This window comes from Streptomyces sp. RFCAC02 (genome assembly GCF_004193175.1).
In the GTDB taxonomy this organism is placed as follows: domain Bacteria; phylum Actinomycetota; class Actinomycetes; order Streptomycetales; family Streptomycetaceae; genus Streptomyces.
In genome coordinates, this window is record NZ_SAUH01000001.1 from 1,236,184 (window position 1) to 1,259,210 (window position 23,027).

The 23,027-nt window shown below is 72.2% G+C and carries 22 protein-coding genes and 1 pseudogene; 16 read left to right on the top strand and 7 right to left on the bottom strand.

Features of this window, described 5'->3' with window-relative positions:
* Positions 1-3 precede the first annotated feature (3 nt).
* Positions 4-1,350 (bottom strand): hypothetical protein, encoded by a 1,347-nt coding sequence (locus tag EMA09_RS05580; RefSeq protein ID WP_240796241.1) that lies wholly within the window; start codon positions 1,348-1,350, stop codon positions 4-6.
* A gap of 249 nt (positions 1,351-1,599) precedes the next feature.
* On the opposite strand from EMA09_RS05580, the gene EMA09_RS05585 reads away from it, so the two are divergent.
* The 7 genes from EMA09_RS05585 (at position 1,600) to EMA09_RS05615 (ending at position 7,326) form a co-directional block, all read left to right on the top strand.
* A complete protein-coding gene (locus tag EMA09_RS05585; protein WP_129839472.1) occupies positions 1,600-3,120 on the top strand; it encodes a radical SAM protein in 1,521 nt (506 codons plus the stop codon).
* Positions 3,104-3,814, top strand: a complete 711-nt coding sequence (locus EMA09_RS05590; protein WP_129839474.1) for a hypothetical protein — start codon at positions 3,104-3,106, stop codon at positions 3,812-3,814. Before EMA09_RS05585 ends, EMA09_RS05590 begins: the two co-directional genes overlap by 17 nt.
* Positions 3,811-4,656: a hypothetical protein gene (locus tag EMA09_RS05595; RefSeq protein WP_129839476.1), complete on the top strand. Its 846-nt coding sequence runs from the start codon at positions 3,811-3,813 to the stop codon at positions 4,654-4,656. Before EMA09_RS05590 ends, EMA09_RS05595 begins: the two co-directional genes overlap by 4 nt.
* Complete coding sequence (locus tag EMA09_RS05600) at positions 4,653-5,471, top strand: PfkB family carbohydrate kinase (protein WP_129839478.1); 819 nt, start codon at positions 4,653-4,655, stop codon at positions 5,469-5,471. Before EMA09_RS05595 ends, EMA09_RS05600 begins: the two co-directional genes overlap by 4 nt.
* 25 nt (positions 5,472-5,496) lie before the next feature.
* Positions 5,497-6,444: a nucleoside 2-deoxyribosyltransferase gene (locus tag EMA09_RS05605; RefSeq protein WP_129839480.1), complete on the top strand. Its 948-nt coding sequence runs from the start codon at positions 5,497-5,499 to the stop codon at positions 6,442-6,444.
* Positions 6,429-6,941 (top strand): hypothetical protein, encoded by a 513-nt coding sequence (locus tag EMA09_RS05610; RefSeq protein ID WP_129839482.1) that lies wholly within the window; start codon positions 6,429-6,431, stop codon positions 6,939-6,941. Before EMA09_RS05605 ends, EMA09_RS05610 begins: the two co-directional genes overlap by 16 nt.
* Positions 6,942-7,020: 79 nt before the next feature.
* Positions 7,021-7,326 carry a MazG-like family protein gene (locus EMA09_RS05615; protein ID WP_129839484.1) on the top strand — a complete coding sequence of 102 codons (306 nt, stop codon included), beginning with the start codon at positions 7,021-7,023 and terminating at the stop codon, positions 7,324-7,326.
* A gap of 78 nt (positions 7,327-7,404) precedes the next feature.
* On the opposite strand, the gene EMA09_RS05620 is transcribed toward EMA09_RS05615, so the two are convergent.
* Positions 7,405-7,842 carry an NUDIX domain-containing protein gene (locus EMA09_RS05620; RefSeq protein ID WP_129839486.1) on the bottom strand — a complete coding sequence of 146 codons (438 nt, stop codon included), beginning with the start codon at positions 7,840-7,842 and terminating at the stop codon, positions 7,405-7,407.
* A 243-nt stretch (positions 7,843-8,085) separates the two neighbouring features.
* On the opposite strand from EMA09_RS05620, the gene EMA09_RS05625 reads away from it, so the two are divergent.
* On the top strand, positions 8,086-8,589 hold the full coding sequence (locus EMA09_RS05625) for a GNAT family N-acetyltransferase (protein ID WP_129839488.1): 504 nt from the start codon (positions 8,086-8,088) through the stop codon (positions 8,587-8,589).
* 84 nt (positions 8,590-8,673) lie between these two features.
* Here EMA09_RS05625 and EMA09_RS05630 read toward each other — a convergent pair whose 3' ends face one another.
* The gene (locus EMA09_RS05630) at positions 8,674-9,186 is read right to left on the bottom strand and encodes an SPW repeat protein (RefSeq protein ID WP_129839490.1); all 513 of its coding nucleotides are present in this window, start codon (positions 9,184-9,186) and stop codon (positions 8,674-8,676) included.
* Between the two features lie 144 nt (positions 9,187-9,330).
* Between EMA09_RS05630 and EMA09_RS05635 the strand changes: the two genes are divergently transcribed.
* The 3 genes from EMA09_RS05635 (at position 9,331) to EMA09_RS05645 (ending at position 11,286) form a co-directional block, all read left to right on the top strand.
* Positions 9,331-9,912, top strand: coding sequence for a hypothetical protein (locus tag EMA09_RS05635; protein ID WP_129839492.1), 582 nt, complete (start codon positions 9,331-9,333; stop codon positions 9,910-9,912).
* A gap of 145 nt (positions 9,913-10,057) precedes the next feature.
* Entirely contained in the window at positions 10,058-10,630 is a 573-nt protein-coding gene (locus EMA09_RS05640; RefSeq protein ID WP_129839493.1) for a TetR/AcrR family transcriptional regulator, read from the top strand.
* A gap of 254 nt (positions 10,631-10,884) precedes the next feature.
* Positions 10,885-11,286: a DUF2795 domain-containing protein gene (locus EMA09_RS05645; RefSeq protein ID WP_129839495.1), complete on the top strand. Its 402-nt coding sequence runs from the start codon at positions 10,885-10,887 to the stop codon at positions 11,284-11,286.
* A gap of 65 nt (positions 11,287-11,351) precedes the next feature.
* Here EMA09_RS05645 and EMA09_RS05650 read toward each other — a convergent pair whose 3' ends face one another.
* Positions 11,352-12,134 (bottom strand): polysaccharide deacetylase family protein, encoded by a 783-nt coding sequence (locus tag EMA09_RS05650; RefSeq protein ID WP_206305907.1) that lies wholly within the window; start codon positions 12,132-12,134, stop codon positions 11,352-11,354.
* Positions 12,135-12,254: 120 nt separating this feature from the next.
* The gene (locus tag EMA09_RS05655) at positions 12,255-13,166 is read right to left on the bottom strand and encodes a Gfo/Idh/MocA family oxidoreductase (RefSeq protein WP_129839497.1); all 912 of its coding nucleotides are present in this window, start codon (positions 13,164-13,166) and stop codon (positions 12,255-12,257) included.
* A gap of 205 nt (positions 13,167-13,371) precedes the next feature.
* On the opposite strand from EMA09_RS05655, the gene glnII reads away from it, so the two are divergent.
* The 5 genes from glnII (at position 13,372) to EMA09_RS05680 (ending at position 19,925) form a co-directional block, all read left to right on the top strand.
* Positions 13,372-14,394 carry a glutamine synthetase gene (gene glnII / locus EMA09_RS05660; RefSeq protein WP_129839499.1) on the top strand — a complete coding sequence of 341 codons (1,023 nt, stop codon included), beginning with the start codon at positions 13,372-13,374 and terminating at the stop codon, positions 14,392-14,394.
* A gap of 288 nt (positions 14,395-14,682) precedes the next feature.
* On the top strand, positions 14,683-15,921 hold the full coding sequence (locus tag EMA09_RS05665; RefSeq protein WP_240796242.1) for a sensor domain-containing protein: 1,239 nt from the start codon (positions 14,683-14,685) through the stop codon (positions 15,919-15,921).
* Positions 15,922-16,128: 207 nt separating this feature from the next.
* Positions 16,129-17,121, top strand: a complete 993-nt coding sequence (locus tag EMA09_RS05670) for a phosphatidylinositol-specific phospholipase C domain-containing protein (protein WP_129843844.1) — start codon at positions 16,129-16,131, stop codon at positions 17,119-17,121.
* 31 nt (positions 17,122-17,152) lie between these two features.
* A complete protein-coding gene (locus EMA09_RS05675) occupies positions 17,153-17,800 on the top strand; it encodes a response regulator transcription factor (RefSeq protein ID WP_129839503.1) in 648 nt (215 codons plus the stop codon).
* Positions 17,801-18,296: 496 nt separating this feature from the next.
* Positions 18,297-19,925 carry a hypothetical protein gene (locus EMA09_RS05680; RefSeq protein WP_240796243.1) on the top strand — a complete coding sequence of 543 codons (1,629 nt, stop codon included), beginning with the start codon at positions 18,297-18,299 and terminating at the stop codon, positions 19,923-19,925.
* Between the two features lie 448 nt (positions 19,926-20,373).
* Here EMA09_RS05680 and EMA09_RS05685 read toward each other — a convergent pair.
* Positions 20,374-21,726, bottom strand: a pseudogene (locus tag EMA09_RS05685) (alpha-amylase family protein); the annotation flags it as partial.
* A gap of 284 nt (positions 21,727-22,010) precedes the next feature.
* Entirely contained in the window at positions 22,011-22,988 is a 978-nt protein-coding gene (locus EMA09_RS05690; RefSeq protein WP_240796631.1) for a LacI family DNA-binding transcriptional regulator, read from the bottom strand.
* Positions 22,989-23,027 lie beyond the last annotated feature (39 nt).

Sequence of the window (23,027 nt, forward strand, 5' to 3'; positions counted from 1 at the left end):
GGTTCAGGCGGCGGACATACCGAGCACCGGGCGGGCCTTGCGCTCGAACTCGCGGACGATCGTCTCGTGGCGACGTGGGGTGAGACGGGCTCGGAAGTCGCGCAGAGCCTGCACGGACCGTTCGCTGTGGACTCCACCGAGCAGGTCCAGTGCACCACTGGCCGTGCCCACCGCTTCATCCAGGCGATCCTGCTGAAGGAGTGCGGTCGCCAGCACCGAGCTGCTGATCGCCTGCCGCCGACGCCGGTCCGCGTTGGCCTGGACCGAGGCTGCCGCGAGCCGTTCGGCCTCCGTCGCCTCGCCGAGATCACGGTGGACGAGAGCGGCCTCGGCCTCCAGGTAGTGGTGATCGAGGAAGCGGACCCAGGGGGACTCCTCGGCAGGGCCGCGACTCCGCTCCATGGCGGCTCCGGCAGCAGCGAGCGAGGCTGTTGCCTGTCGGGAGTCGCCCAGCATGGCGTGTCCACGGGCAGCCATGGCGTGAAGACGCATGAGCCCGAGGGGACTGCCCGAAGACTTGGCGGTCACGATACCGGCGCGGGCCAGGGCGACGCCTTCCCGGGGACTGCCGAGGCTGGTCGCGAGGTGGGACATGCCCGCGAGGATCTGTCCGCCGAGGACCTGGTCACCGCCCTCGGCGCACAGACGAAGTGCTTGGATCATGTATCGCTCGGCAAGGCCGTAATCAGCCGTGTCGTACGAGCACCAGCCCGCCATGGCGGCCAACTTCGCGGCGTAGACGTAGAGGGTGCGCCGCTGGTTCGCGGGAAGACCACGTTGCTGGAGCATGGGGGTGAGCTGGGTACTGAGATAGCCGACGATGCTGGGACGAACGTTCCCGCCGCCAAAGCGGTTGTCCATCAGGTCGAACATATCGATCATGGCTCCGACCTGCTCGACGGGTCCGCCTCCTGCCACAGCGGCAAGGTGAGGAGCCTGCTCGTCTTCGAGGAGCCACAGAAGCCACTGCCTTTGCGGGTCCGTGAGAGCGCTCGCGACGAACGGGACAGCCCCGAGCAGGCTGCGTCGCGAGATGTCCGTGGAGCCCAGCTCCGCGAGTGTGTGCAGTGTTTCGCCCACGTCTTCACGGTACGACAGTGCACGGGCAACCACGGACCGCTGGGCCTGCTGCGGAAACCCGAGGTCGGTGGGAGAAACGGGCCGGCCCAAGAAGCTGCTGATCGCCTCGGCGATGAACTGGGGGGACTTGCCCTTGGGGGTCATCCCCTGGACCCAGCGGGTGATCGACGCCTTGTCGTAGCGCGTGATCTCGCCCTGGAGGGCGCCCAACTCGTTGACTCGCCGAGCCAAGGCCGCGTTCGAGCAACCCGCTTCCTTGATACGGGCCATGAGGGCCGTATTGCCCCCGCTTGCCCTCGTCGTATCACCGCCCATGAGTAGATGATGCCCTGTCAATCACTCTGTGTCTCAGTGTCGAACACTCAGGGATGACAGACCAACCTCCGTGCAACCGAACAACCCCTTCACCCCCTCCTCCCGTGCCCGGTGAGTGATGAGACTGGGAGCGCTGCGGGCTGTCGGCCGCCCGGCGTACATCCCGCTGGAGCACACCGACGCCCCGGCTCCGAAGGGAGAGACATGCGGCCCGTAGTCATCCTGGACTGCTTCACCGTCGAGCCCAGCGGTCTCGGCGTACCGCCCTATCTGTCGACTTACGTGCGCGCCGCCTGGTCCGCACTGCGCCGAACCCGCCCCGAGGCTGACGTCCGGTACTTGACCATCGATGACGTGAGATGGTGTCTGGCAGGAGGGAAACCGGCCGTCGAGCCGCCCCAGAGCGACCCGCTCACATACTCGACCACCGTCAACCGGAACAACGCCGTTCAGTTTCTGCGCGACGCCGAGATCGTCGTTGTGGTAGCAGGCGACGCGGTCCCGTCGACTCACCTCCACGCAGTGAACGGGTCGTTGCCGGAGATTGCCCGAGCACTCGCCTGCGCCCGAGGGCACCGCTTCCTGCTGGGCCCGCTGTCCACGTATGCCACCGCGGCGTCTGCTGAGTACGCCGGGCTGTTCGACGCCATCCACACCCATACCGTGACGTCGGGCGATCTCCTCCTAGGGAGTCGCCGGCCGGCGGACTACCGGCAGATGCGGCGCGACCGCGACTCGTTCACGGGCCTGATCGAGCAGATGCCCTGGCGGCCGATCGCCGAACTGGAGCTGTACCGGGGCTGCACGCGCCGGAAGTTCTGCGATTTCTGCAATGAACCGGCCAAGTCTCCGCTAGTTGCCTTCCGCGAGGTGGACGACGTCGTGACCGAGGTGGAGCAGCTCTACGCCAGCGGAGTCCGCAACTTCCGACTTGGCCAGCAGACCTGCTTCTTCTCCTACCGCAACCGGGACGAGGAGGCGATTCGTGCCCTGCTGGACGGTATCCGCCAACGGTGCCCGGAGCTGGAAGTCCTGCACATCGACAACGCGGACCCCCTCGCCGTGGCCTCACCCGTCGGTCGGCGCATCGCCAAGCTGGTCGCTACCTACTGCACCGAGGGCAACTGCGCGCCCATGGGCATCGAGTCGTTCGACCCCGTCGTCATCCAGCGGAACACCTTGACGTGCACGCCCGAGGTCCTCATGCGGGCGGTCGAGAACGTCAACGAGGCCGGGGCCACTCGTGGTCCCGGGGGGTTGCCGACACTTCTGCCCGGCCTCAACTTGATCTACGGCCTGCCCGGGGAGACCCACCGGACCCATGCGGCCAACCTCCAGGGTCTGTCAGCGATCCTCGACGCCGGTCTGCTGTGCCACCGCACCAACGTCCGTCTGGCACGGGCCTTCCCCGGGACGCCGCTGGCCGCCCTCGGCGAGCGGAAACCGCTGCCCTCCGCCGAACACTTCGTCACCTGGAAGGCGGACATCGACCACACCTGGGACCAGCCGATGAAGGAACGGGTGTATCCCACGGGCCTGCGGGTGCCGGGCCTGCACTCCTACTTCATCGGGCAGGGCGGGACTTGGTGGCGACGACTCGGCTCGTACTCCATCCAGGTCGTGGAACAGGATGCGGCCGTTCCACTCGGAACCACGGCCGACCTCATGGTCACCGGACATGCCCCACGGATGATCTACGGAGAGCGCCTTGCACCAACTGCCTGACGGATCGCTCGCAACCCTGGCGGCGCTTGACGCGGCTGCCCACCGGATCGTGCGGATCGGGCTGCTGCTCCCCTGGGCGAATGTGGCGGTCGAGACCGAGCTGCCGCGCCTCGGCTTGCGCAACACGGTCTTCCACCACACCCGGCTGGTCCCAGCCTCTGGAACGACTGCCATCGATACATCGTTCTGGCACGGGCTACGGGCGGCCTCGGCGGAAGCACTGGGCTCGCTGTCCCAGGTCGAGCTGGACGCGGTTCTCCTCGCGTGTACATCGGCCGGGTTCACTGGCGGACCGCACCTGCCCGCAGGCGTCACCACGGCGTTCGACGCGGTGCTCGCTGCGCTGGCCGCTGCGGATGTGACGCAGGTGGTGCTCGGCACGCCTTATCCAATCGACGTCACAGAGGCCGAGGCCAGCGCGCTCGCGGAGACCGGTATCGAGGTCCTGGGACACGCGAGCCTCGGTCAGGACGACGGGTATTCGCGGATCACCACCGACAGGGTCCTGGCACTGGTGGAGGAGCTTCCGCAGCGCGCGGTCGACGCGGCGCAGGCTGTGGTGCTGTCCTGTACCGGGTGGCACACCCTTGCGGCGGTGACCGAGCTGGAACAGCGGCTCCGGACACCCGTCTTCTCCTCGAACCTCGCCATGGCCCTCCTCGCCGCCCGCCTCAGTTCAGGAGTCCCGGCATGACCACTGTCCGCCGCTCGGCGGTGAAGCCGCTGGAGATCCGACGGGTGCACCGGCTCGTTGCCCGAGCCGCCGCACTGCCGGATGTCCGGGCCGAAGTCGAGGCCAACCACGACAACAACCGGTGGTGGCCCATGACGATCACTGACCCGCGCGTGCGGATGCTCGCCGCCGGCTGGTCCACCCGGGTCTCCTACCGCATGGTCGGCACCTATGCGAAGGTCATTCGGGCAGCGGACGCCCTGGGCTTCGACGCGCTGGTGGCTGCGACCGAGGTCGAACTCGCCGAGCTGGTTCGCCCTCTCGGTCTGGCCCGGACGAGGATCGACTACCTGCGCTCGCTCGCCGAGCTGCTGCGAGGCTGGAGCAAGGAGGGCGTTGATCCGTTGTCGGCGTCGGCCGACAACGACGAGCTGATCGGCGACTTCACACAGCGCGTGCACGGGGCGTCGTACAAGGTGGCCCAGTGCGCGATCCTCACCGCTCGCGGATATCACTGCGGAATCATCCCTGTGGACTCCGGCATGGTCAGCAAACTCGCGCCCGCTCTGGGGATCGACCTGCCGCCCGGAGCGGTGGCCCACGAACGGATGCGTCACGTCCTGGAAGCCGCTGTCCACGCGCGGGCACGCGATTTCCGCGCCCTGGCCGCCGAGCACGACCACCAGGTCACCATCCCGGAGGGTGCAGAGCCGACCTGGTGGGTGCACCTCACCCTGATCTACTTCAAGCGGCTGTACCTGAACGGCCCCTCGCCGAAGCTTTGCGCCCACAGGCCGCTGTGCGTCAGAGCCGTCGGCTGCGCCCACCGCGGCCGGGCTGCCCATACGAGGGGCCGAGGGTGACGCGCCTCGACGTGTTGGGCAACGTCAGCCGGGACGTGACCCGCTACCCGAACCACCGTGGAGGTGCTCGTATCGGCGGAGCCGCACTGTTCGTGGCGCTCGCGGCGGCCAGGGCTGGCCGCCACGCCGCACCGGTCTGCGTCCTGGGCCAGGATTTGGCCCACGTACCACAGGCGCCGGGGCTGGGCGGCATCGACTGGTCGGCGTGCAGTAAGGCCGAAGGGCCGTCCACCCGCTTCGACCTGCGGTACAACCTCCAGGGCGAACTCATCAATGTCCGTGCCGCCTACGGCGTCGCCGAACGACTGACCGACCACGTTCTAGCGCACATCGAGCGGTACCCGGACGGCGAGTACCACGTCTGCTGCCGCCACCCTCTTGATGCGGCAGCCGTCCTCAGCCGACTCACGCACCACAGGGCCACCTTCAGCATCGACTTCTTTCTGACCAGTGCAGAGACCATGATCCGGACCGCCGCCCCCTGGCTCAACCAGGCAAGCGCACTGTTCGTCAACGCCGCTGAACACCGGCTCCTTCAGTCCCTCGCCGATACGACGGCTCTGCCGGAAGTCGTAGTGACCGACGGGCCTCGCCCGGCCCGGGTGTGGTCCTTCGGCCGAGAGGCCGCCTCGGTGTTGCCTCCTTCCCAGCCACCACGAGAGGTGTCGGGCGCCGGTGACACCCTGGCCGGCGCCTTCCTAGCGCACCGGTCCCGGGGCGCTACACCCACCCAGGCTCTGGCCGAAGCGACGGAAGCAGCGGCCCACTTCGTGGCGGCTCCGCCCCTTCCTGTCCCGGCGCGACCCCGTGCTTGATCACCGATTCGGAGGGCTCCTTCCGGTGTCCATCTACGTAGCCCATCGGCTCTTCGCCGCTCACGACCGCGCCCTCGCTGCCGCGCTCGCCGAGCGGCTTGCCAAAAAGGTCGGCTCCGAGCGGGTCTTCCTGCCCTTCTGCGACACCGACGAGGAGGAGCTGGTCGCCGAGGTCAAGGGCCGTCGCCTGTTCGAGCTGGACCGGGAACGCCTCGGCCGCCTCGACGCGATGATCGCGATCCTCCACGGACCGAGCCTCGACGACGGAGTCTGCATGGAAATCGGCTACGCCGCCGCTATCGGCGTCCCTGTGCTCCTGTTCACAACCGACTTCCAGACCTACTCCCTCACCAAGAACGGCGCTCCCCTCGACTTCCCGGACCCGCTCATCCAGGCCGTAGCCAGGCATACCATCCGGATACCTCACCTCGGACCGCCGTCCTCCTCGCCTCAGAAAGGTGCGACCCACTACGCCGCCTTCGGTGCCCGGAACCTGTCTCAGATCGACACCGCGCTCGACACGGCGGTCGACGCCGTACTGGAGCTGCCGTCTCCTTGCCCCCAGCCGACGCCCCGCCGCAGGGACGGACTCGTCTACGTCGAGGGGTCCCCCTACGCGGCGTGGGGCCACGATCGCCTCGCCCGCCTGTGTCTGGGGGCGGGGCATCGCCTCGCGCTGCCCCGCCGATTCGCTGTCGCCGACCCGATCGCTGAAGCCATCGGTGACTTCACCACAGCGTGCGATGCGCCGCGCTTCCTGGCGGACGTCTCCGGACCTGAGACCCCGCCGGGTACCGCTCTTCTGATCGGTGCCGCTCTCGCCTCCGGCGTGCGGATCGCCGCGTTCCATCCGCGCCCGACATACACCCACGCTTCCGGCCGCGAACCGAACCAGCGCAATCTCATGATCCAGTACGCCGTCCACGCTTACCTCGCCGACTTGGAAGCGGTACGGGCATGGCTGACGCTGTGAACCTCGAAGAGATGGCCACCACCCACGACACACTCGTCCTCGAAGGTCCCGACGGGGTAGGGAAGAGCACACTCGCGGAGCGGTTCGCAGTGCAGCACGGCTTCCGGGTGATCCACTCTCCCAGGACGCCGGACCATCTCGACCTGGCCACCCGGTACCGCGAGATCCTCAGCGGTGCCGGCCGCATCCTCTTCGATCGCTGCTTCATCAGTGAGCTGGTCTACGGCCCCCTGCACCGCGGCAGGTCACGCATCACCTGGAGCGAGGCGCTCGACCTGGCGGAGAGTGTGATCAATCGCAAGGGTCTGTTCGTCCATCTGACCGCGCCCCCGCCCGTTATTCATCAGCGGCTCCTCGACCGCGATGGGGAGTCCGTCGGCCTTGGGGAAGTCGCCGCGCTTGTCACCGGCTATCAGCGAGTCTTCACCACTCTCGCGGACTACACCAAGGTGCTCACCTTCGGCACAACGACTCTCGAACTCCCGCCTGCCGGGTAGACACGGCGGGGAGCGGCACGCCGGACCCGCAGCTAACGCTAGGCTGCGGCGTCCCCCGCTGTATCGCTTCGGAGAAGTCGTGGACATCTCATCCGCCCAGAAGCTCGCCTGGGAGAACAAACTCTCCAAGGGTTTCAACACCACCGACACCCCGCTGGAGTTCGGACTCCTCACAGCCGAGGTCGGCGAAGCCTTCACCGCCTGGCGCAAAGGGCTTCCCGACCTGGGCGAAGAACTGGCCGACATCTTCCTCTACCTGACCGCCCTGGCGGAGATGAACGGACTGGACCTCGACTCAGAAGTCACCCGGAAGATCGAGAAGAACACACGACGCACGTACGAGCGGAACGAACACGGAGCGCTGATCAGGACGAGCACCGACTGACCCCCGCCTGCGGCCCGCCGACCTCGCGCTGGTCGGGCGGGGCAGCGGTGTCTCGTCCTTCTCCCCCGGGACAGTTCGCTACGCGAAGGCCGCGGAGAAGGGTTCGTCCTGCTCGACGGCGTCGCGCAGGACAGCCGCGATCTCCGGGGGCAGGAGGTTGGCGGCGTCGATCGCCTCCGTGGTGAGAGGGATCTCCTGGAGGATGTACTCGCCCCGGCCCTCCTGGCTGAACTCCGGGCCACAGCGGTCCTCGAAGCTCCACCGTTCGATGGTGGCCAGGTAGAAGTCCTGCCGCTCGTCACCGGTGACGAGAGTGTGGAGGAGACTCACGATCCGGGGCTCGCCGGCGATCTCCTCACGGACCTCGCGGAGCAGGGCATCCTCGGGACCGGCGTCGGCCGGCTCGACCTTGCCGCCGACGATCACCGAGTACGGGGCGACTCCCGGGCGAATGCGCCGCATCACCAGCATGGTGTCGTTCGGGGTGAGGAGGACGGCTCGGACACGGTGCTGCATGGTGTTCTGCTTCCCGTTCGGTGGTGAGGGATCGGATCAGTGGAGGAGCCGGCCTCCATAGACATGCAACGACCGACCGGTGGCGGAGGACGCGCTCTGGTAGTGCGCGATGGGGGCGGCCCTTGTCGGTGGGTGGGGGGTAGAGTGTCGGAGTTGATCAAGTGAGCCTCCCGTGCGTCCTGTTGGGTGCCGGGAGGCTTTCGTGTGTCAGGAGTTTCTCTTCGTCGGAGCGAAGGTCGGGGCATGCGGCGGATCGAGGTTCGGGTGGCCGGGAGTACGGATCGTCCGGTGGTGGAGCGGTTGTGGCTCCTGTTCCGGCATGACATGTCGGAGTTCACCGGAGAACTGCCCGGGGTCGGTGGTGAGTTCCGGCGGGAGCGGCTCGATGCCGTGCTCCGTGGGGAGCCGGGGTGGGTCGCGTTCCTCGTGCTGAGCGGCGGGCTGCCCGTCGGGTTCGCCTTCGTACGGGGGGCCGATGGGCCGGTGCGCGTGATGAACAGTTTCTTCGTCGTGCGCGGCGCACGGCGGGACGGGGTCGGGCTGCGGGCCGTCCGGGAGGTCGTCGGCCGCTTTCCCGGGGCCTGGGAGGTGGCGTTCCAGAAGGAGAACGCGGGGGCCGCCGCGTTCTGGCGTCGCGTGGCGGCGGACATCTGCGGTGGTGGCGGGTGGCGGGAGGAGCGGCGCCCGGTGCCCGGGCGCCCCGGACTGCCGCCCGACAACTGGATCTCCCTCAGCGCCGGGGCGTGAGGGCCGCGCGTGAAAAAGGTGCGGGACCGCGTTCCGGCCGGAAGGCCGGGGTGCGGTCCCGCATCGTGGGGGTGAGTCGGGCGCTCACCGGTGTGACGCCGAGGTGCCGTGATGCGTGTGCGTGTGCGTCCCGGCTTCGGCCCTCTTGTGGGCGTTGCGGCGCGCCTTCAGGGCCGCCGCCGCGCTCACCAGGCCGAGGAGGGCGATCAGTCCTCCGACGATGGCGTTGTTGATGATGATCCCGGCATCCGGGTCGGCACCCACGATCCACGGTGCGACGATCAGCCAGAGGCCCATGATGATGATCGCGTGGCTCAGGCCGTACATGCGCTCCGGCGCGCGGCTCAGGCCCAGGGCCAGGACGGCGACGGCCAGACCCACTATCAGGTTGTTGTTTGCCAGGTCCGGGTGGTCGCCAGGGCCGCTGAAGTGCAGCACCAGGGGCGAGATCGCGGCGTACAGACCGGCCAGGAACACCGGACCGTCGACGAGCACGACATCGCGGCCGCCCATCACACGGGAGTAGCGCTCGCGCATCTCCATCTCGTCGGGGTGTCCTGCCAGGTCGCCCCTGTGGCGGTGTGAGACGTCGGTCATACGGCTGAGCCTCCTTCGATCTGCCAATGGACTCTTCCAGTATGCGACGAATGCCCCATTTGGGTAATTCGAGGGCCGTCCAGGACGTCAAGGGAAGGCAAAAGATGACACCGCGCCTGGTCAGAGCGCTGTAATGTTGATTACATGATTACGGATAGAGCGCGGCAGGAAGTGCGCGGCTGGATCATCGGGCGCCTGCCGCAGACGTGGTTCACCGAGCTGGTCGAGGTGAGCACGGACCGCGAGGAGATCACGGTCATCGGGCGGCTCCCCGAGCCGGACCTCGGGCCCGAGCCGGGCGCGGTGGAGCGTCAGGCGGCGTGCGAGGGGCGGATCACGGAGTTCCGCGAGCGCACCCGGGGGGCGCGGGTCGAGGTGGCGCGGGAGGCCAACCTCCGCTTCGGCCGGCAGGTGTCGTGGGGGGCGGTCTGCGGGACCGAGAAGTCGTTGTTCACCCATGTGTCGGCGCCGGTGATGACGCGGCTGCGGCAGCCGGAGCGGATGGTCCTCGACACGCTGATCGCGGCGGGCGTGGCCCGCAGCCGCAGCGAGGCGCTGTCGTGGTGCGTCCGCCTGGTCGAACAGAATGTGGACGGCTGGCTCGGCGATCTGCGCGGTTCCCTCGCAGCCGTGGAGAAGGTGCGCGAACAGGGTCCCGACCCCGACCGTGACACCGTGACGCTCACCGCCAGGCCGCAGGACGCGGCGGAGCCCGAGGCCCACTGAGCGGACGCCGAGGGGAGGGACGCTACGCACATCGCCGTAACGGGGCAGGTCCCGGCGGGGGGTTCGCCCGGCACGGGAGGGCGACGAGAGGGGCGGAAGCCGACATACGCTACCGTACGGTTTAACGGTACGTTACGGTAACCGCATGCCACAACAGCGGGGCCCGCGCAGCCGCCTCACCGCCGCGGACTGGGCCGACGCGGCGCTCGCCGCCATGCGCGAGGGAGGCGGACTGGCGTCGATCGCCATCGAGCCCCTCGCCACGCGACTCGGCGCCACCAAGGGCAGCTTCTACTGGCACTTCGCCAACCGCGACGCGCTCATCGAGGCCGCGCTGCGCCGCTGGGAGGAGCAACGCCTCGCCGAGATCAGCGAGACGGCGAAGGCCGGCGCGCCCGCCGCCGAGCGGGTGCGGGAGTTGTTCTCCCGTGTCACCGGCCACGAGGACTGCACCGAACTGGCGCTCCTCGCGCACGGCGGCCACCCCCTCGTCGGCCCCGCCCTCCGCCGCGTCACGGAGCGGCGACTCGACTGTCTCACCGACGTGTTCGGGGAACTCGGCCTCACGGCGACCGAGGCGCGGCGCCGAGCGCTCCAGGCGTACTGCGGGCTCCTCGGGCTCGTGCAGCTCCGGCACGCCGTGCCGGACGTCCTGCGGTGGGGCGGCGACGAGCGGGAGTACCTCGACTCCGTCATGCGCTCGCTGGCCCAGAGCTGATCCGCCTCCGCCCCGGGCGCGGGGCCGCCTCCCTGCCGTCCGCGGCGGGCCCGCACCCGGGGCCGTACGTCCCCGGCCGGCCGCTCATCCGGCCGGGACCTACGACTGCCCCGCGCCGCCGCGCCCAAACCGGCCGGCGGCCCGCCGGCGGCGCGCGTGTTGGACGGGCACACCGCTGGGTACCCGCCCCTTCCCGGAACAGGGGATCCCGGACCACGGGACCGGATGCCGCACCCGATGCGAGGAGGGAAGCCATGCAGCAACGGGGCAACAACCGTCTCAGCGTGCACCGCGACGACGAGATGAAGCACGAACTCCAGGGCATGCTGCGCGGCGATCACGCCACCCGCGCCGAGGAGTGGCGCGACCCGGAGCCGACCGCGGACGACGATCCGGCGCTCGCGAACGGCCCGGTGCCGCCGCCCGGTTCGGCCGACGCCGACGAGGCCAGGGACGAGGCGTTCCGCTCGGACCTCGCCCGCCATCTGCGGCGCACCGACTTCCCGGCGGAACGCGGGACGCTGCTCGCCACGCTCACCGAGACGCACGCGCCGGACCAGTTGATCGACAGCGTCCGGCAACTGCCGGACGACGACCGCCGGTTCGCCAATGTGCAGGAGGTCACGGCGGCGCTGGGCCGCAAGCCGCGCGCCTGAGCCCGCGGGGGCGCGGCGTGCCCGTGCCGTCCGGGGGCGTGGGTGGTTCCGGCCGAGGGACGGTGTCAGGCGGGCAGGACGATGTCCCAGCCCCGGTCGAGCAGCCGGGGCAGGCAGTACGCGAGGGCGGCGACCGTCTGGGTACGGTCGCCGCCCCCGTCGTGCGCGAGGACGATCGCGCCGGGGCGTACGCCGTCGAGCAGTGCCCGCACGATGCGAGTGGTGCCGGGACGGGTCCAGTCACCGGTGTCGAGGGACCAGCCGAGGGGCTCCATGCCGAGGGCGCGGCAGTCGCGGACGGCGGTGGCGGTCCACGCGCCGTACGGGGCACGGGCCAGGCGGGGCGCCGTGCCCACAGCGTGTTCGATCAGGTCGCCGGTGCGGGCCAGTTCGTCGCGTGCGCGCCCGCGCGACAGGTCACCGAGGCGGGCGTGGCTCCAGGTGTGGTTGCCGACGAGGTGGCCGTCGCCGGCGACGGCCCGCAGGAGATCAGGCTGCCACTCGGCGTTCTCGCCGGTGACGAAGAACGTCGCGCGGACCCCGTGCGCGCGGAGCGTGTCGAGGACGGCGGGCGTGTGGGCGGGGTGCGGTCCGTCGTCGAAGGTGAGGGCGAGGCGGCGCCCGGCGGTCCCGGTGAGGGTCTCGCGGACGGGGCCGGCCGGGTCGCCCGCGCGGGCGTCGGCGGGCGGATCGGCCGAGCCGACGAGATGGCGGTTCAGGACGACGAGACCCGCCCCCGCGAGCAGTCCGGCGGCCAGGCGGCGCCCCGGGGGCCTGCCCGCCCCGCCGGGCACGGCGGGTGCGTCGGGCGGGGGCTGCGGGGAGGGCGAGGACCGGGCGAACCGCATGCGCCACTGTTCCCACGGGCGACGCACGCGGGCGCGCACCGGGGCCGCCGCGCGGGCGCACGGCACCTGTTCGGCGGAACGTATACGACCGCCGGACGGGGAGCCTCCCGCGCCCGGCCGTCAGGCGCCCGGCGCCTCCGCGGGCGGGAGAGCGGCCTCCGCCGCCGCCAGGATCTCCGTGACCCGCACGCCGAACCGCACGTCGCAGGCGTGCGGCTCGCCCGTGCGGACCGACTCCAGGAGGGCGTCGACAGCACGCAGGTAGGAGCGCACCGCGCCGCCCGGCGCACGCTCCGGGAGACGGGAGACCCCGGCGGCCCCGCGCAGCTCGGCACTGACACCGGCGGCCTGCGGCGGAACGGAGTGCGACAGCGACAGGGAACTCGACGCGCCCGTCCGGTGCCGCAGAGCGATGTGCACCGTGTCCCCAGGGCCGCGGGCCGCGACGACGCCGTCGTCCGTGCCCGTGATGTCGCCGAGCGGCGGCAGCAGCACCGACAGCGCGTGCGGGCCGACGTCCCACAGCGCGCCGCGCTCCCTGCGCCAGGGCGACGCGGTGTACGGCGAGTCCCCGCCGCCGAAGACCGGCGAGAACCAGTCGGCCCGGCCCGTGAGCCAGCCCTCGGTGGCGCTCTGCGCCGCGACCCACGCGGCGGTCTCGGGCGCGAACCGGAGCGTGAAGAACACCACCGACGCCACCCCCGCGGCGGCCGCCGCCTCCGCCACCTCGCGGGCCGCGGCCGGCGCCGTCGCGACCGGCTTGTCCAGCAGCAGGTGGCGGCCCGCGCGGGCCGCGCGGACGGCGAGCGGGGCCTGCACGTCCGGCGGCACGGCGAACGCCACCGCGTCGCAGTCGGCGAGGAGCGCGTCCACGTCCCCGTAGGGGCGGGCGCCCAGCTCCTGCGCCAGCTCCGCGGCGCGGCCGGGGTCGCGGCCCCACACGCCCGCGAGCTCCACCTCCGGGTGCTCCACGAGGCCGGGGCCATGGGTCCTGTGCGCCCAGGGGCCCGTGCCGAGCAGGCCGATCCTCATGCGGCGTACTCCTCTCCCACCGGCCGCGACGGTCAGCCGGAACGTCCGCCCACACCCTAAGGCCCGCGGCCTCCGCGCCCCGTACCGGGGGGAGCGATGGTTCACACCGCCTTAACAACCGGGCAACTGGCGGGAAACCGCAGGTCGCGAGGGTGGGCGCAACACTGTGACGCACCCGCGAAGACCTCATGGAGGGGCACGGACCGTGAGCTACAAGGCCGAGTACATCTGGATCGACGGCACGTCGCCCACCGCGAAGCTGCGGTCGAAGACGAAGATCCTCGCCGACGGCACCGAGCCCCCGACCTGGGGCTTCGACGGGTCGAGCACCAACCAGGCCGAGGGCCACGCGTCGGACTGCGTGCTGAAGCCCGTCGCCTCCTACCCGGACCCGATCCGCGGCGGCGACGACATCCTCGTGCTGTGCGAGGTCTGGACGGTCGACGACGTGCCCCACGCCTCGAACACCCGGGCGCTGCTGCGCCCGCTCGCGGAGCGGTTCGCCGGGCAGGAGCCGATCTTCGGCATCGAGCAGGAGTACACCTTCTTCAAGGGCGCGCGCCCCCTCGGCTTCCCGGAGAGCGGCGGCTTCCCCGCCCCGCAGGGCGGCTACTACTGCGGCGTCGGCGCGGACGAGATCTACGGCCGCGACGTCGTCGAGGCGCACCTGGACAACTGCCTGAAGGCCGGTCTCGGCATCTCGGGCATCAACGCCGAGGTGATGCCGGGCCAGTGGGAGTTCCAGGTCGGCCCGCTGGCGCCGCTGGAGGTCTCCGACCAGCTGTGGATCGCGCGCTGGCTGCTGTACCGCACGGCCGAGGACTTCGGCGTCTCCGCGACGCTCGACCCGAAGCCGGTCAAGGGCGACTGGAACGGCGCCGGCGCCCACACCAACTTCTCCACGAAGGCCATGCGCGAGGGCTACGACGCGATCGTCGCGGCGTGCGAGGCCCTCGGCAAGGACGGCAAGCCGCTGGAGCACGTGAAGAACTACGGCGCGGCCATCGAGGACCGCCTCACCGGCGCGCACGAGACCGCACCGTGGGACCTGTACAGCTACGGCGTGTCGAACCGCGGCGCGTCCGTCCGGATCCCGTGGCAGGTCGAGCGGGACAAGAAGGGCTACATCGAGGACCGCCGGCCCAACGCCAACTGCGACCCCTACGTCGTGACCCGTCTCCTGGTGGACACCATCTGCACCGACCTGGAGAGCGCCGGCCTCGTCTGAGGCGGCCACCGCGGCGCGGGGCACCGCGCCGCCCGACACGTCCTCCCGGTCCGCGGCCGGCAGCTCGGGAGCGGTACCGGGAGGACACCACAGGCGCCCGCCGTCCCGCGGGCGCCTGTGGTGTATCTGGGTACACCACGCCCTGACCTCCCTCCCCCCGTGACGCGTGGGATCGCCGCCGGACAGACTGGCGTCAGTGTCGGGAGACGGAAGAACGGCGGTGCGAAGCGGATGAACGGGCAACGGGTCCGGGATGCTCTCAGGGCGACGGCACAGGGAGCACTCCTCATGGTGCTCGCGATCCCCCTGTCGGTGGTGCTGCTGGTCTTCTTCATCACCTCGCTGAGCCTGATCGCGGTGGGCATCGGGCTTTTCACGACCCCCCTGGTCGTGGACGCGATGCGGGCGCACGCCGATCTGCGGCGCGACCTGGCGCGGCGCTGGTCCGGGGTGACCATCCCGGCGGCGTACCGGCCGGAGCCGGCGGGCACGCACAGCGGCCCGGCCCGGCAGGTCGACCGGACGATGGCGCTGCTGAAGGACGAGGCGACCTGGCGGGACGCGGGCTGGCTGCTGTGCGACGCGGTCGCCGGCTTCACCATCGCGGTCCTGCCGCTCGGCCTGATCGGCTACTTCCTGTTCGGCATCGTGCTGCTGTGCGGTGTGTGGGTGCCGATCCACAGCGCCGGCGGCACGTTCTGGTACACCTTCGTGCCGATCGACTCGTGGTTCACGGCGGTCCTGGCCGCTGTGGTCGGCGTGGGGTTCCTGCTGCTCGCCCTGCGGTTCAACCCGCAGCTGATCCGGGGGCACTTCCTGATGACGGGCGCCCTGAACGGTGCCTCCGAGAAGCAGCAGCTCGCGCGGCGTGTGGCGCGCCTCCAGGAGACACGGCACGACGCCCTGGACAACTCGGCGGCCGAACTGCGGCGCATCGAGCGCGACCTGCACGACGGGGCGCAGGCCCGGCTGGTCGCCATGGGCATGAGCCTCGGCGCCGTGGAGGCGCTGATCGAGAAGGACCCGGCGCAGGCCAGGACCCTGCTGGCCCAGGCGAGGGCGAACTCGGCCGAGGCCCTCACCGAGCTGCGGGACCTCGTGCGGGGCATCCACCCGCCGGTGCTCGCGGAGCGCGGCCTCGGCGACGCGGCCCGCGCGCTGGCCCTGCGGATGCAACTCCCCGTCGAGGTGGACGTGGACCTCGACGTGCGTCTTGAGGAGGCCGTCGAGTCGGCCGCGTACTTCGCGATCAGCGAGGTGCTGACGAACGCGGCGAAGCACTCCGGCGCGGACCAGGTGTGGCTGGACATCGTCTACGACCGGTCGGTGGGCGCCCTGCGGGTCGCGATCACCGACAACGGGCGCGGCGGCGCCGACCTGATGGCCGGCTCGGGCCTGCGGGGCCTGGAGCGGCGGCTCGGCGCCTTCGACGGCCTGCTGGCGCTGAGCAGCCCGGAGGGCGGGCCGACGATGGTCACCATCGAGATCCCCGCGGCCCCGGCCGGCCCGGGCGGCCGGAGCCGCTGACCGCGGCCGGCGGCCCACGGTCGGGGCGGACGGGGGGTGTTGGCCCGCCGTTCGCCCCGACCGCACCGGGCCGTATACCGCACCGCACTCGAACTCCCGTACGCTGTCGCCGCGTTCACCTTCCGATACGAGCAAAGGCGGCGGTACATGCGCGTGCGTGCGATACGGCTGATCACCGGTTCGGCGGCCGTGACGGCGGCGACGGCCATGACGGCGGTCCTCTCCCTCCCCGCCCAGGCGGCCGACACCGACGGGCTCGGCTACGCGGCGACCACGTCCGTCGGCGTGCACAACGCCTATCTCCAGGACACCTTCCCCTACTTCGCCGACGCGCTCGACTCCGGCGCCGGCATGCTCGAACTGGACGTGTGGACCAACGCGTTCGGCAGCGGCTGGCGCGTCGCGCACAGCAACCCGTTCTGGAACGACAGCAACTGCGTCGGCGCGGACTCCGCGGCCGAGCTGCGCACCGGCACCCGCGACCAGGGCCTGGCCGGCTGCCTCGCCGACATCCGCGCCTGGCACGACGCCAACCCCGGGCACCGGCCGATCCAGCTCAAGATCGAGCTGAAGGACGGCTTCGCCGACAACCTGGGCCGGGGCCCCGACGACTTCGACGCGCTGCTGAACGAGACGCTGGGCGACGCCCTCTTCGGCCCCGGCGACCTGATCGGCGACCACGCCACGCTCGACGAGGCGGTCACGGAGGACGGCTGGCCGTCCCGCGACGCGCTGGCCGGCCGGTTCATCGTGCACCTGATCCCGGGGACCGTGGAGGAGGGCAACCCGTTCGACTCGCTGTGGACGGACGTCGAGTACGCCGGGCACCTGCGGGACGCCGCCGCGGCCGGGACCCTCGGCACGACGACCGCCTTCCCCGCCGTGCACGGCGCGGAGGCCGGCGACCCGCGCGTCGGCCGGTACGCGGACGAGACGCTGCGGCCGTGGTTCGTCGTCTTCGACGGCGACGCCTCGGCCTACGTGGCCGGCGACATCGACACCTCCTGGTACAACGACCGCAACTACCTGCTGGTCATGACGGACGCGCACGCCGTCGAACCGGCGATCTCCGCGACCACGCCGACCGAGACGGAGGCCCTGGACCGGCTGGCGCTGCTGGCCGCCGAGGGCGCGACCGTGACCAGCTCCGACTGGCACTCCCTGCCCGGCGTCCTCGCCACCGTCCTCCCGAACGGCTGACGGCGCCGGGACAGCCGCTAAGCTGACGGACATGCGAGTCCTCCTGGCCGAAGACCTGTTCCTGCTGCGGGACGGGCTCGTCCGGCTGCTGGAGGCCCATGACTTCGAGATCGCCGCGGCCGTCGACAACGGCCCGGAGCTGACCCGGGCCTTCGCCGAGCTGAAGCCGGACGTCGCCGTCGTCGACGTCCGGCTGCCGCCCTCGTTCACCGACGAGGGGCTGCAGTGCGCGCTGCAGGCCAGGCGGGAGCAGCCCGGTCTGCCCGTCCTCGTGCTGTCGCAGCACGTCGAGCAGCTGTACGCCCGGGAGCTGCTGGCCGACGGCCGTGGCGGTGTCGGATACCTGCTGAAGGACCGCGTGTTCGACGCCGACCAGTTCGTGGACGCGGTGCGGCGGGTGGCGGCCGGCGGCACCGCGATGGACCCCCAGGTGATCCAGCAGCTCCTGGCCCAGCGCACCGCCGACTCGCCCGTGAAGCGCCTGACCCCGCGCGAGCTGGAGGTCATGGAGCTGATGGCGCAGGGCCGGTCCAACGCGGCGATCGCCGAGCGCCTCGTCGTGACCGAACGGGCCGTCGCCAAGCACACGTCCAACATCTTCGCCAAGCTCGACCTGCCGCCGTCGGACGACGACAACCGGCGCGTCCTCGCCGTCCTCGCGTACCTGGAGGGCCGCTGACGGGCCGGGCGGTCGAACGGCGGACGGACGGCGGTACGGATCTGTCGTGACATCATGTACGCACCGTAACCGCCCCCACTGACAACGCCCCTGACGGAACCGTCGGCTCCCCCGCCGTAACCGCCCGGCGGGCGGCTCGTTCTGCGGGTGTGTCCCGCAGCGATGTTTCCCCTCCCGAGACCGTGGGCCGGGCGCAGGCCGAGGCCGCGTTCGCCGAGCACTACCCCCGTCTCGTGCGGCTCGCCCACCTGGTGCTGCCGCCCTCCCTCCCCGCCACCGGCGCGTCATCGCCGCCCACGCGCTCGCCCAACGGGCGCTGCCCCGCGGCAGATCCACCGAGTCGGCGCCCCTCCCCGCGCAGCGGACCGGCGACACGCCGGACGGCGGCCGGGACCCGGGCTACGCCTGCCTGCGGCTGCGTGTCCTGCGCGCCGCCCTGGCGGCCGGCCGGCCCCTCCGCGTCGGCCGGCGCGAACTGCGCTTCCAGCGCCCCTGGTTGTTCCCCCAGGTCGTCGGCCTGCGGCTGACCCCGGGCACGGGCGGCGGCGGGGCGGACGAGGCGGCCGTCGACCGGGCGCTCGCCCCGCTGAGCCCCGCGGCGCGCGCGGTGTTCGCGCTGCGCCGGCTGGACGGCCTGCCGGACCCCGCCGTGCGCGGCCTCCTGGACGCCGCCGGCGTCAGCCGCGCCTCCGTCGACGCCGCCCTGTCGGCCGTCGACGCGCTCGACCCGGTGGTCGCCGCGTCGGAGCCGGCCGACCCCTGCGCGCTGCGGGCACGCCCCGACGACCTGCCGCGCCGCCGCCGCACCGGGCGCGCCGTCCTGGCGGGCGCGGCGGTCCTCGCCGTCCTCGCGGCGACCCCCGCGTTCCTGCCCGGCGGCTGGGGCGAGGACGGCGCCGCGGCCCCGCCGTACGCGCAGAACGAGGACGCCGAGGCCGCCCTCGACCCGGGGGCGCTGCGCCGCATCCCGGACGCGGCGTGGCGGCAGTCGGCGCGGACGGACTTCTCGGTGTGGCCCACGCGCGGCGACGCCCTGGAGGACACGGCCCTGCTGCGGCGCGCCCTGGCCGTGTGGGCACGGCCGGGCGACGATGTCGTCGTCACCGCGACGCCCGGCACGCAGACCGGCCCGCCGCCCGGCCCCGCGCAACTGCTGTACGCGGGCGAGTCCGGCGGCCTGTCGGTGGTCCTGCTGTACGACGGGCTGCGCATCGTGCGCTACGCGGAGCCGGTCGGCGCCGACAGCGGCGGCGCCCTGCTGGACTTCGCACGGGTGGACGGTGCCGGTGCGGCGGCCGCGTCGGCCCTGGTGGTCAGCCGGGGCGACGGCAACACCCACTACCTGACCGCCCCCTGGGTGTCCCGCGCGGCGACCACGGACCTCGCGGCCCCCGGCTCGGGCGACACGGAGCTGTCCGTGACCGACAGCGGGCTCACCGGCGCCGTACGGACGTACGCCGGGCAGGCCGCCGAGACCGGGGAGACGCGGACCACCGGGGACCTGTGCGCCGGCTTCCCCGTGCTCTCGCTCACGCTCCAGGGCGAACCGGACCCGCACCTGCTGGCCGACCTGGGCGAACTGGTGCCCGCGCAGCTCACGTACGGGGCGCCGGACGCGCCGGTGCCGGCCGCCGCGTCGGCCGAGGCGCGGGAGCGGTGGGCGCGTACGGCGTGCCACCTCCCGCGGGTGAGCGGGTCGGGCGTCCGGTCGGTGAACCTGTGGGACTACGCCGGCCTGTCGCTGCCCGACGGCGGCGGCGAGGCGCGGTGGGCGTGCGTGCGCGCCGAGACGTGGCGCGGCCTCGGGGCGCGGTCCCTGACGGAGTTCCTGCCGCCGGCCGGGCAGCCCGGCGAGCCGGGGACCCTGACGGCGGCCGCCGAGGACGACACGGCGTGCGGCGCGCGGCGGCCCGCGGTGCTGAGCGGCGTCCTGTGGCGCTCGCCCGCCGACTCCTGGTACCTGGTCGCGGCGGGCAGCGACGAGGTGACGTCCGTGCGGTCCGAGGGCGGCGTGACCGGGGCGGCGGACGGGCGGACGCTCGTCGTGGCGGCCGAGGAGGGCGCGCAGGCGGACATCTCCGGGCGCCTCGGGGACGACGGGTCGATCGTGATGCTCGGCGGGTGACCCGCCGGCCCCCGCGCCCTCCGGGGGATGCGCTCGGGCTGGCGGCATGGACGCACTGCCGAGCGCCGTCCCCGGTGTGCACGTCCGTGTGCGGCTGAACGTCGGCGCGTGCGGGCCGTTCGCACGTGTCGTCGCCGACTTCGAACCCCCCGGTGCCGCCGGGGGGTTCGAGCTGTTCGGCGCCGTGCCCGAGCGGCTGCTTCCCGCCGGGTTCCTGCCGGCTCTGCGGGCGGGGCTCGTCGAGGGGCTCGCGGGTGTGCGGGCCGCCGTGATGGTGACGGACGGCGGCTTCCACGAGGTGGACTCCTGCCGCCCGGCGCGGCGGACTCGCTGCGCCGGACCACGTGGCCCGGCCGGCCCCGCCGGAAGAAGCGGGGCCGGCACGGCGCCTGAACCGCCACGGGCCGGTCCTGCCGTCTCACCCGGTGCTCGCCTGCCCGGCGGACGAGGCGCAGGTGCGGGCGCCGGTGTGCAGCGCGAGGGCCGTGTCCGGCGCCAGTCCGGCGGTGAACCGGCCCGAGCCGTCCACCGTCACCGTCCGGCCGCTCTGCACGTCGCAGTACGTCCCGGCGGCGAGCGACGTGTCGAACGTGCGGGACAGCGCGGTCGTCCCGTGGTTGATGGCGACGAAGCCCGCGTCGCCGCGGCCGAAGGCGATGGCGTCGCCGCCGTCGTCCCACCAGTCGGTCACGGCGCGGCCGTGCGTGGCGTTGCGGAAGCCGACCATGCTCTCGATCTCCGGCCAGGCGTGCTGGCACTTCCAGCCGTCCTCCCAGCAGGCGTCGACCCGCCCGCCGTTCGGCGGCCCGGCGTCCTTGTCGCTGAACTCGTAGCCGGAGTGCACGTCCGGGGAGCCGTAGGGCCAGGCGAGCATGAAGACGTTGGCCAGGGTGTAGTCGGCGCCGTCCTTGTAGCTCAGGGTCGAGCCGTTGCGCTCGGTGTCGTGGTTGTTGACGAAGACGGTGCTGCCGTCGCCCGGCATGTAGCCCCAGCCCTCGCCGTAGTTCTCCAGGTGGGCCAGGTCCTCGTCCAGGAACACGCGCTTGAGGTCGGTCGCGTAGCGGAACTCCTGCACGTCGCCGATGGGCAGGTACTCGTCCGGGGACACGGCCTCCCCCGCGCCGTGGATCGCCTCCTGCTTCCAGGGGGCGTCCGGGTCGTCCAGCAGGGACTTGACGGCGGCGAGATCGCCGGCCGGCATGTGCTTCACGGCGTCGACGCGGAAGCCCGCGACACCCAGGGACAGCAGGTCGTTCATGTAGGCGGCGATGCGCTGCCGGACGGAGTCGTCTTCGGTCCGCAGGTCGGCGAGGCCGACGAGTTCGCAGTCCTGGACGTCGGAGCGGTCGCCGTAGTCGCTGATGTCCCGGCGGCAGGTGTGGAAGTCGCCGTCGTCCCAGGGGGCGTCCGGGTAGTGGTACTTGGTGTAGACGGAGCCGGCCGTGCCGGTGCCGTCCCCGGACGTCATGTGGTTGATGACCGTGTCCACGATGACGCCGACTCCGGCGTCCCGGCAGGTGTCCACCATGGACGCGAACTGCTCCCGGTCGCCCAGGCGGCCGCCGACGCGGTAGCTCACGGGCTGGTAGGCGGTCCACCACTGGTCGCCCTGGATGTGCTCCTGCGGCGGTGAGACCTGGACGAAGCCGTAGCCGGCGGGGCCGAGGCGGTCGGCGCACTCGCGCGCCACGGAGTCGAAGTCCCAGCTGAACAGGACGGCGGTCACGTCCTTCCCGCCGGGCGGCGCGGCACGGGCGGCCGGTGCCGCCGTGGTCAGCGCGGTCACCGTGCCCGCGGCCATGAGGACGCACGACAGGACGGTGCTCGTGAACCGGCGGAGGGGGGATCGGGTACGGGTGGGGGTCCTGCGCATGTCGCCTCCTGCGGGAGGGGTGCGAGCCGGACTGCAAGAACTTGCACGTGAGACCGTAGATCGCCCCCGTGGGGCGGTCAAGAGGCGGCAGGCGCAACCGAAAACACCTTGTCGGAGACGTGTCGCACCCGCGCAACGACGACGCAAATCCTTGCGTCACGCGCCTCCGTCCGGTCACCGCGGGCCGGTGCTCGCCGATCCTGACGCGCCGTTCAGTCCCGACGCCCCGCCGCCTTCGCCGTGGAGCCGCGCACCACCAGCTCCGGCTGGAACACGAACTCCGTGTGCTGCACGAGCCCTCCGCCGATCTCCTCCAGCAGCGCGCTGACCGCGGCTCCCGCCATGGCCCGCACCGGCTGGCGCAGCGTCGTCAGCGGCGGGTCGGTGAACGCGAACAGGTCCGAGTCGTCGTACCCGATCACCGAGACGTCGCGGGGCACGTCGAGACCCCGCTGCCGTACCGCGCGGATCGCGCCGAGGGCCATCATGTCGCTGCCGCAGACGACGCCCGTGCAGCCCGCGTCGAGCAGCGCGACGGTCGCCGCCTGCCCGCCCTCGACGCTGAACAGCGTGTGGTGCACCGGGCCGCGCCCCGCGGTCTCCGCGCGGAAGCCCTCCACCTTCCGCTGCACCGGCACGAAGCGGTGGGGCCCCACGGCGAGCCCGATCCGCTCGTGCCCGAGCGCCCGCAGGTGCCGTACGGCGATCCGGGTGGCGGCCGCGTCGTCGGGCGAGACGAACGGCGCGCCCACCCGGGGGTTGAACCCGTTGATGAGGACGAACGGGACGCCCCGCCCGCTGAGGCGCGCGTAGCGGGCGGGGTCGGCCGTGGTGTCGGCGTGCAGGCCGGAGAGGAACACGATGCCGGTGACGCCGCGCTCCACGAGCTGGTCGACGAGCTCGTCCTCGGTGGCGCCGCCGGGTGACTGGGTGCACAGCACGGGGGTGTAGCCGTGTCCCGCGAGGGACTGCTCGATGACCTGCGCGAACGCGGGGAAGATCGGGTTGGTCAGCTCGGGTATGACGAGCCCGATCAGGCCCGCGCTGCGCTGCCGCAGGCGCAGCGGGCGTTCGTAGCCGAGCACGTCGAGCGCGGCGAGGACCCGCTGGCGGGTGGCGGCGGCGACACCGGCCCGGCCGTTGAGGACACGGCTGACCGTGGCCTCGCTGACGCGGGCCTGCCCGGCGATGTCGGCGAGCCGGGCGGTGGTCCCGGCCGCCGGGCCCGG

What these genes read in the sequence shown, in the direction of transcription:
- EMA09_RS05595 (WP_129839476.1), top strand. Translation starts at nt 3,811, where the DNA reads ATGACCACTGTCCGCCGCTCGGCGGTGAAGCCGCTGGAGATCCGACGG.
- EMA09_RS05665 (WP_240796242.1), top strand. Translation starts at nt 14,683, where the DNA reads ATGGTGCTCGCGATCCCCCTGTCGGTGGTGCTGCTGGTCTTCTTCATC.
- EMA09_RS05670 (WP_129843844.1), top strand. Translation starts at nt 16,129, where the DNA reads ATGACGGCGGTCCTCTCCCTCCCCGCCCAGGCGGCCGACACCGACGGG.
- EMA09_RS05675 (WP_129839503.1), top strand. Translation starts at nt 17,153, where the DNA reads ATGCGAGTCCTCCTGGCCGAAGACCTGTTCCTGCTGCGGGACGGGCTC.
- EMA09_RS05625 (WP_129839488.1), top strand. Translation starts at nt 8,086, where the DNA reads ATGCGGCGGATCGAGGTTCGGGTGGCCGGGAGTACGGATCGTCCGGTG.
- EMA09_RS05645 (WP_129839495.1), top strand. Translation starts at nt 10,885, where the DNA reads ATGCAGCAACGGGGCAACAACCGTCTCAGCGTGCACCGCGACGACGAG.
- EMA09_RS05640 (WP_129839493.1), top strand. Translation starts at nt 10,058, where the DNA reads ATGCCACAACAGCGGGGCCCGCGCAGCCGCCTCACCGCCGCGGACTGG.
- EMA09_RS05650 (WP_206305907.1), bottom strand. Translation starts at nt 12,134, where the DNA reads ATGCGGTTCGCCCGGTCCTCGCCCTCCCCGCAGCCCCCGCCCGACGCA.
- EMA09_RS05635 (WP_129839492.1), top strand. Translation starts at nt 9,331, where the DNA reads ATGATTACGGATAGAGCGCGGCAGGAAGTGCGCGGCTGGATCATCGGG.
- EMA09_RS05585 (WP_129839472.1), top strand. Translation starts at nt 1,600, where the DNA reads ATGCGGCCCGTAGTCATCCTGGACTGCTTCACCGTCGAGCCCAGCGGT.
- EMA09_RS05610 (WP_129839482.1), top strand. Translation starts at nt 6,429, where the DNA reads ATGGCTGACGCTGTGAACCTCGAAGAGATGGCCACCACCCACGACACA.
- EMA09_RS05630 (WP_129839490.1), bottom strand. Translation starts at nt 9,186, where the DNA reads ATGACCGACGTCTCACACCGCCACAGGGGCGACCTGGCAGGACACCCC.
- EMA09_RS05620 (WP_129839486.1), bottom strand. Translation starts at nt 7,842, where the DNA reads ATGCAGCACCGTGTCCGAGCCGTCCTCCTCACCCCGAACGACACCATG.
- EMA09_RS05580 (WP_240796241.1), bottom strand. Translation starts at nt 1,350, where the DNA reads ATGGCCCGTATCAAGGAAGCGGGTTGCTCGAACGCGGCCTTGGCTCGG.
- EMA09_RS05655 (WP_129839497.1), bottom strand. Translation starts at nt 13,166, where the DNA reads ATGAGGATCGGCCTGCTCGGCACGGGCCCCTGGGCGCACAGGACCCAT.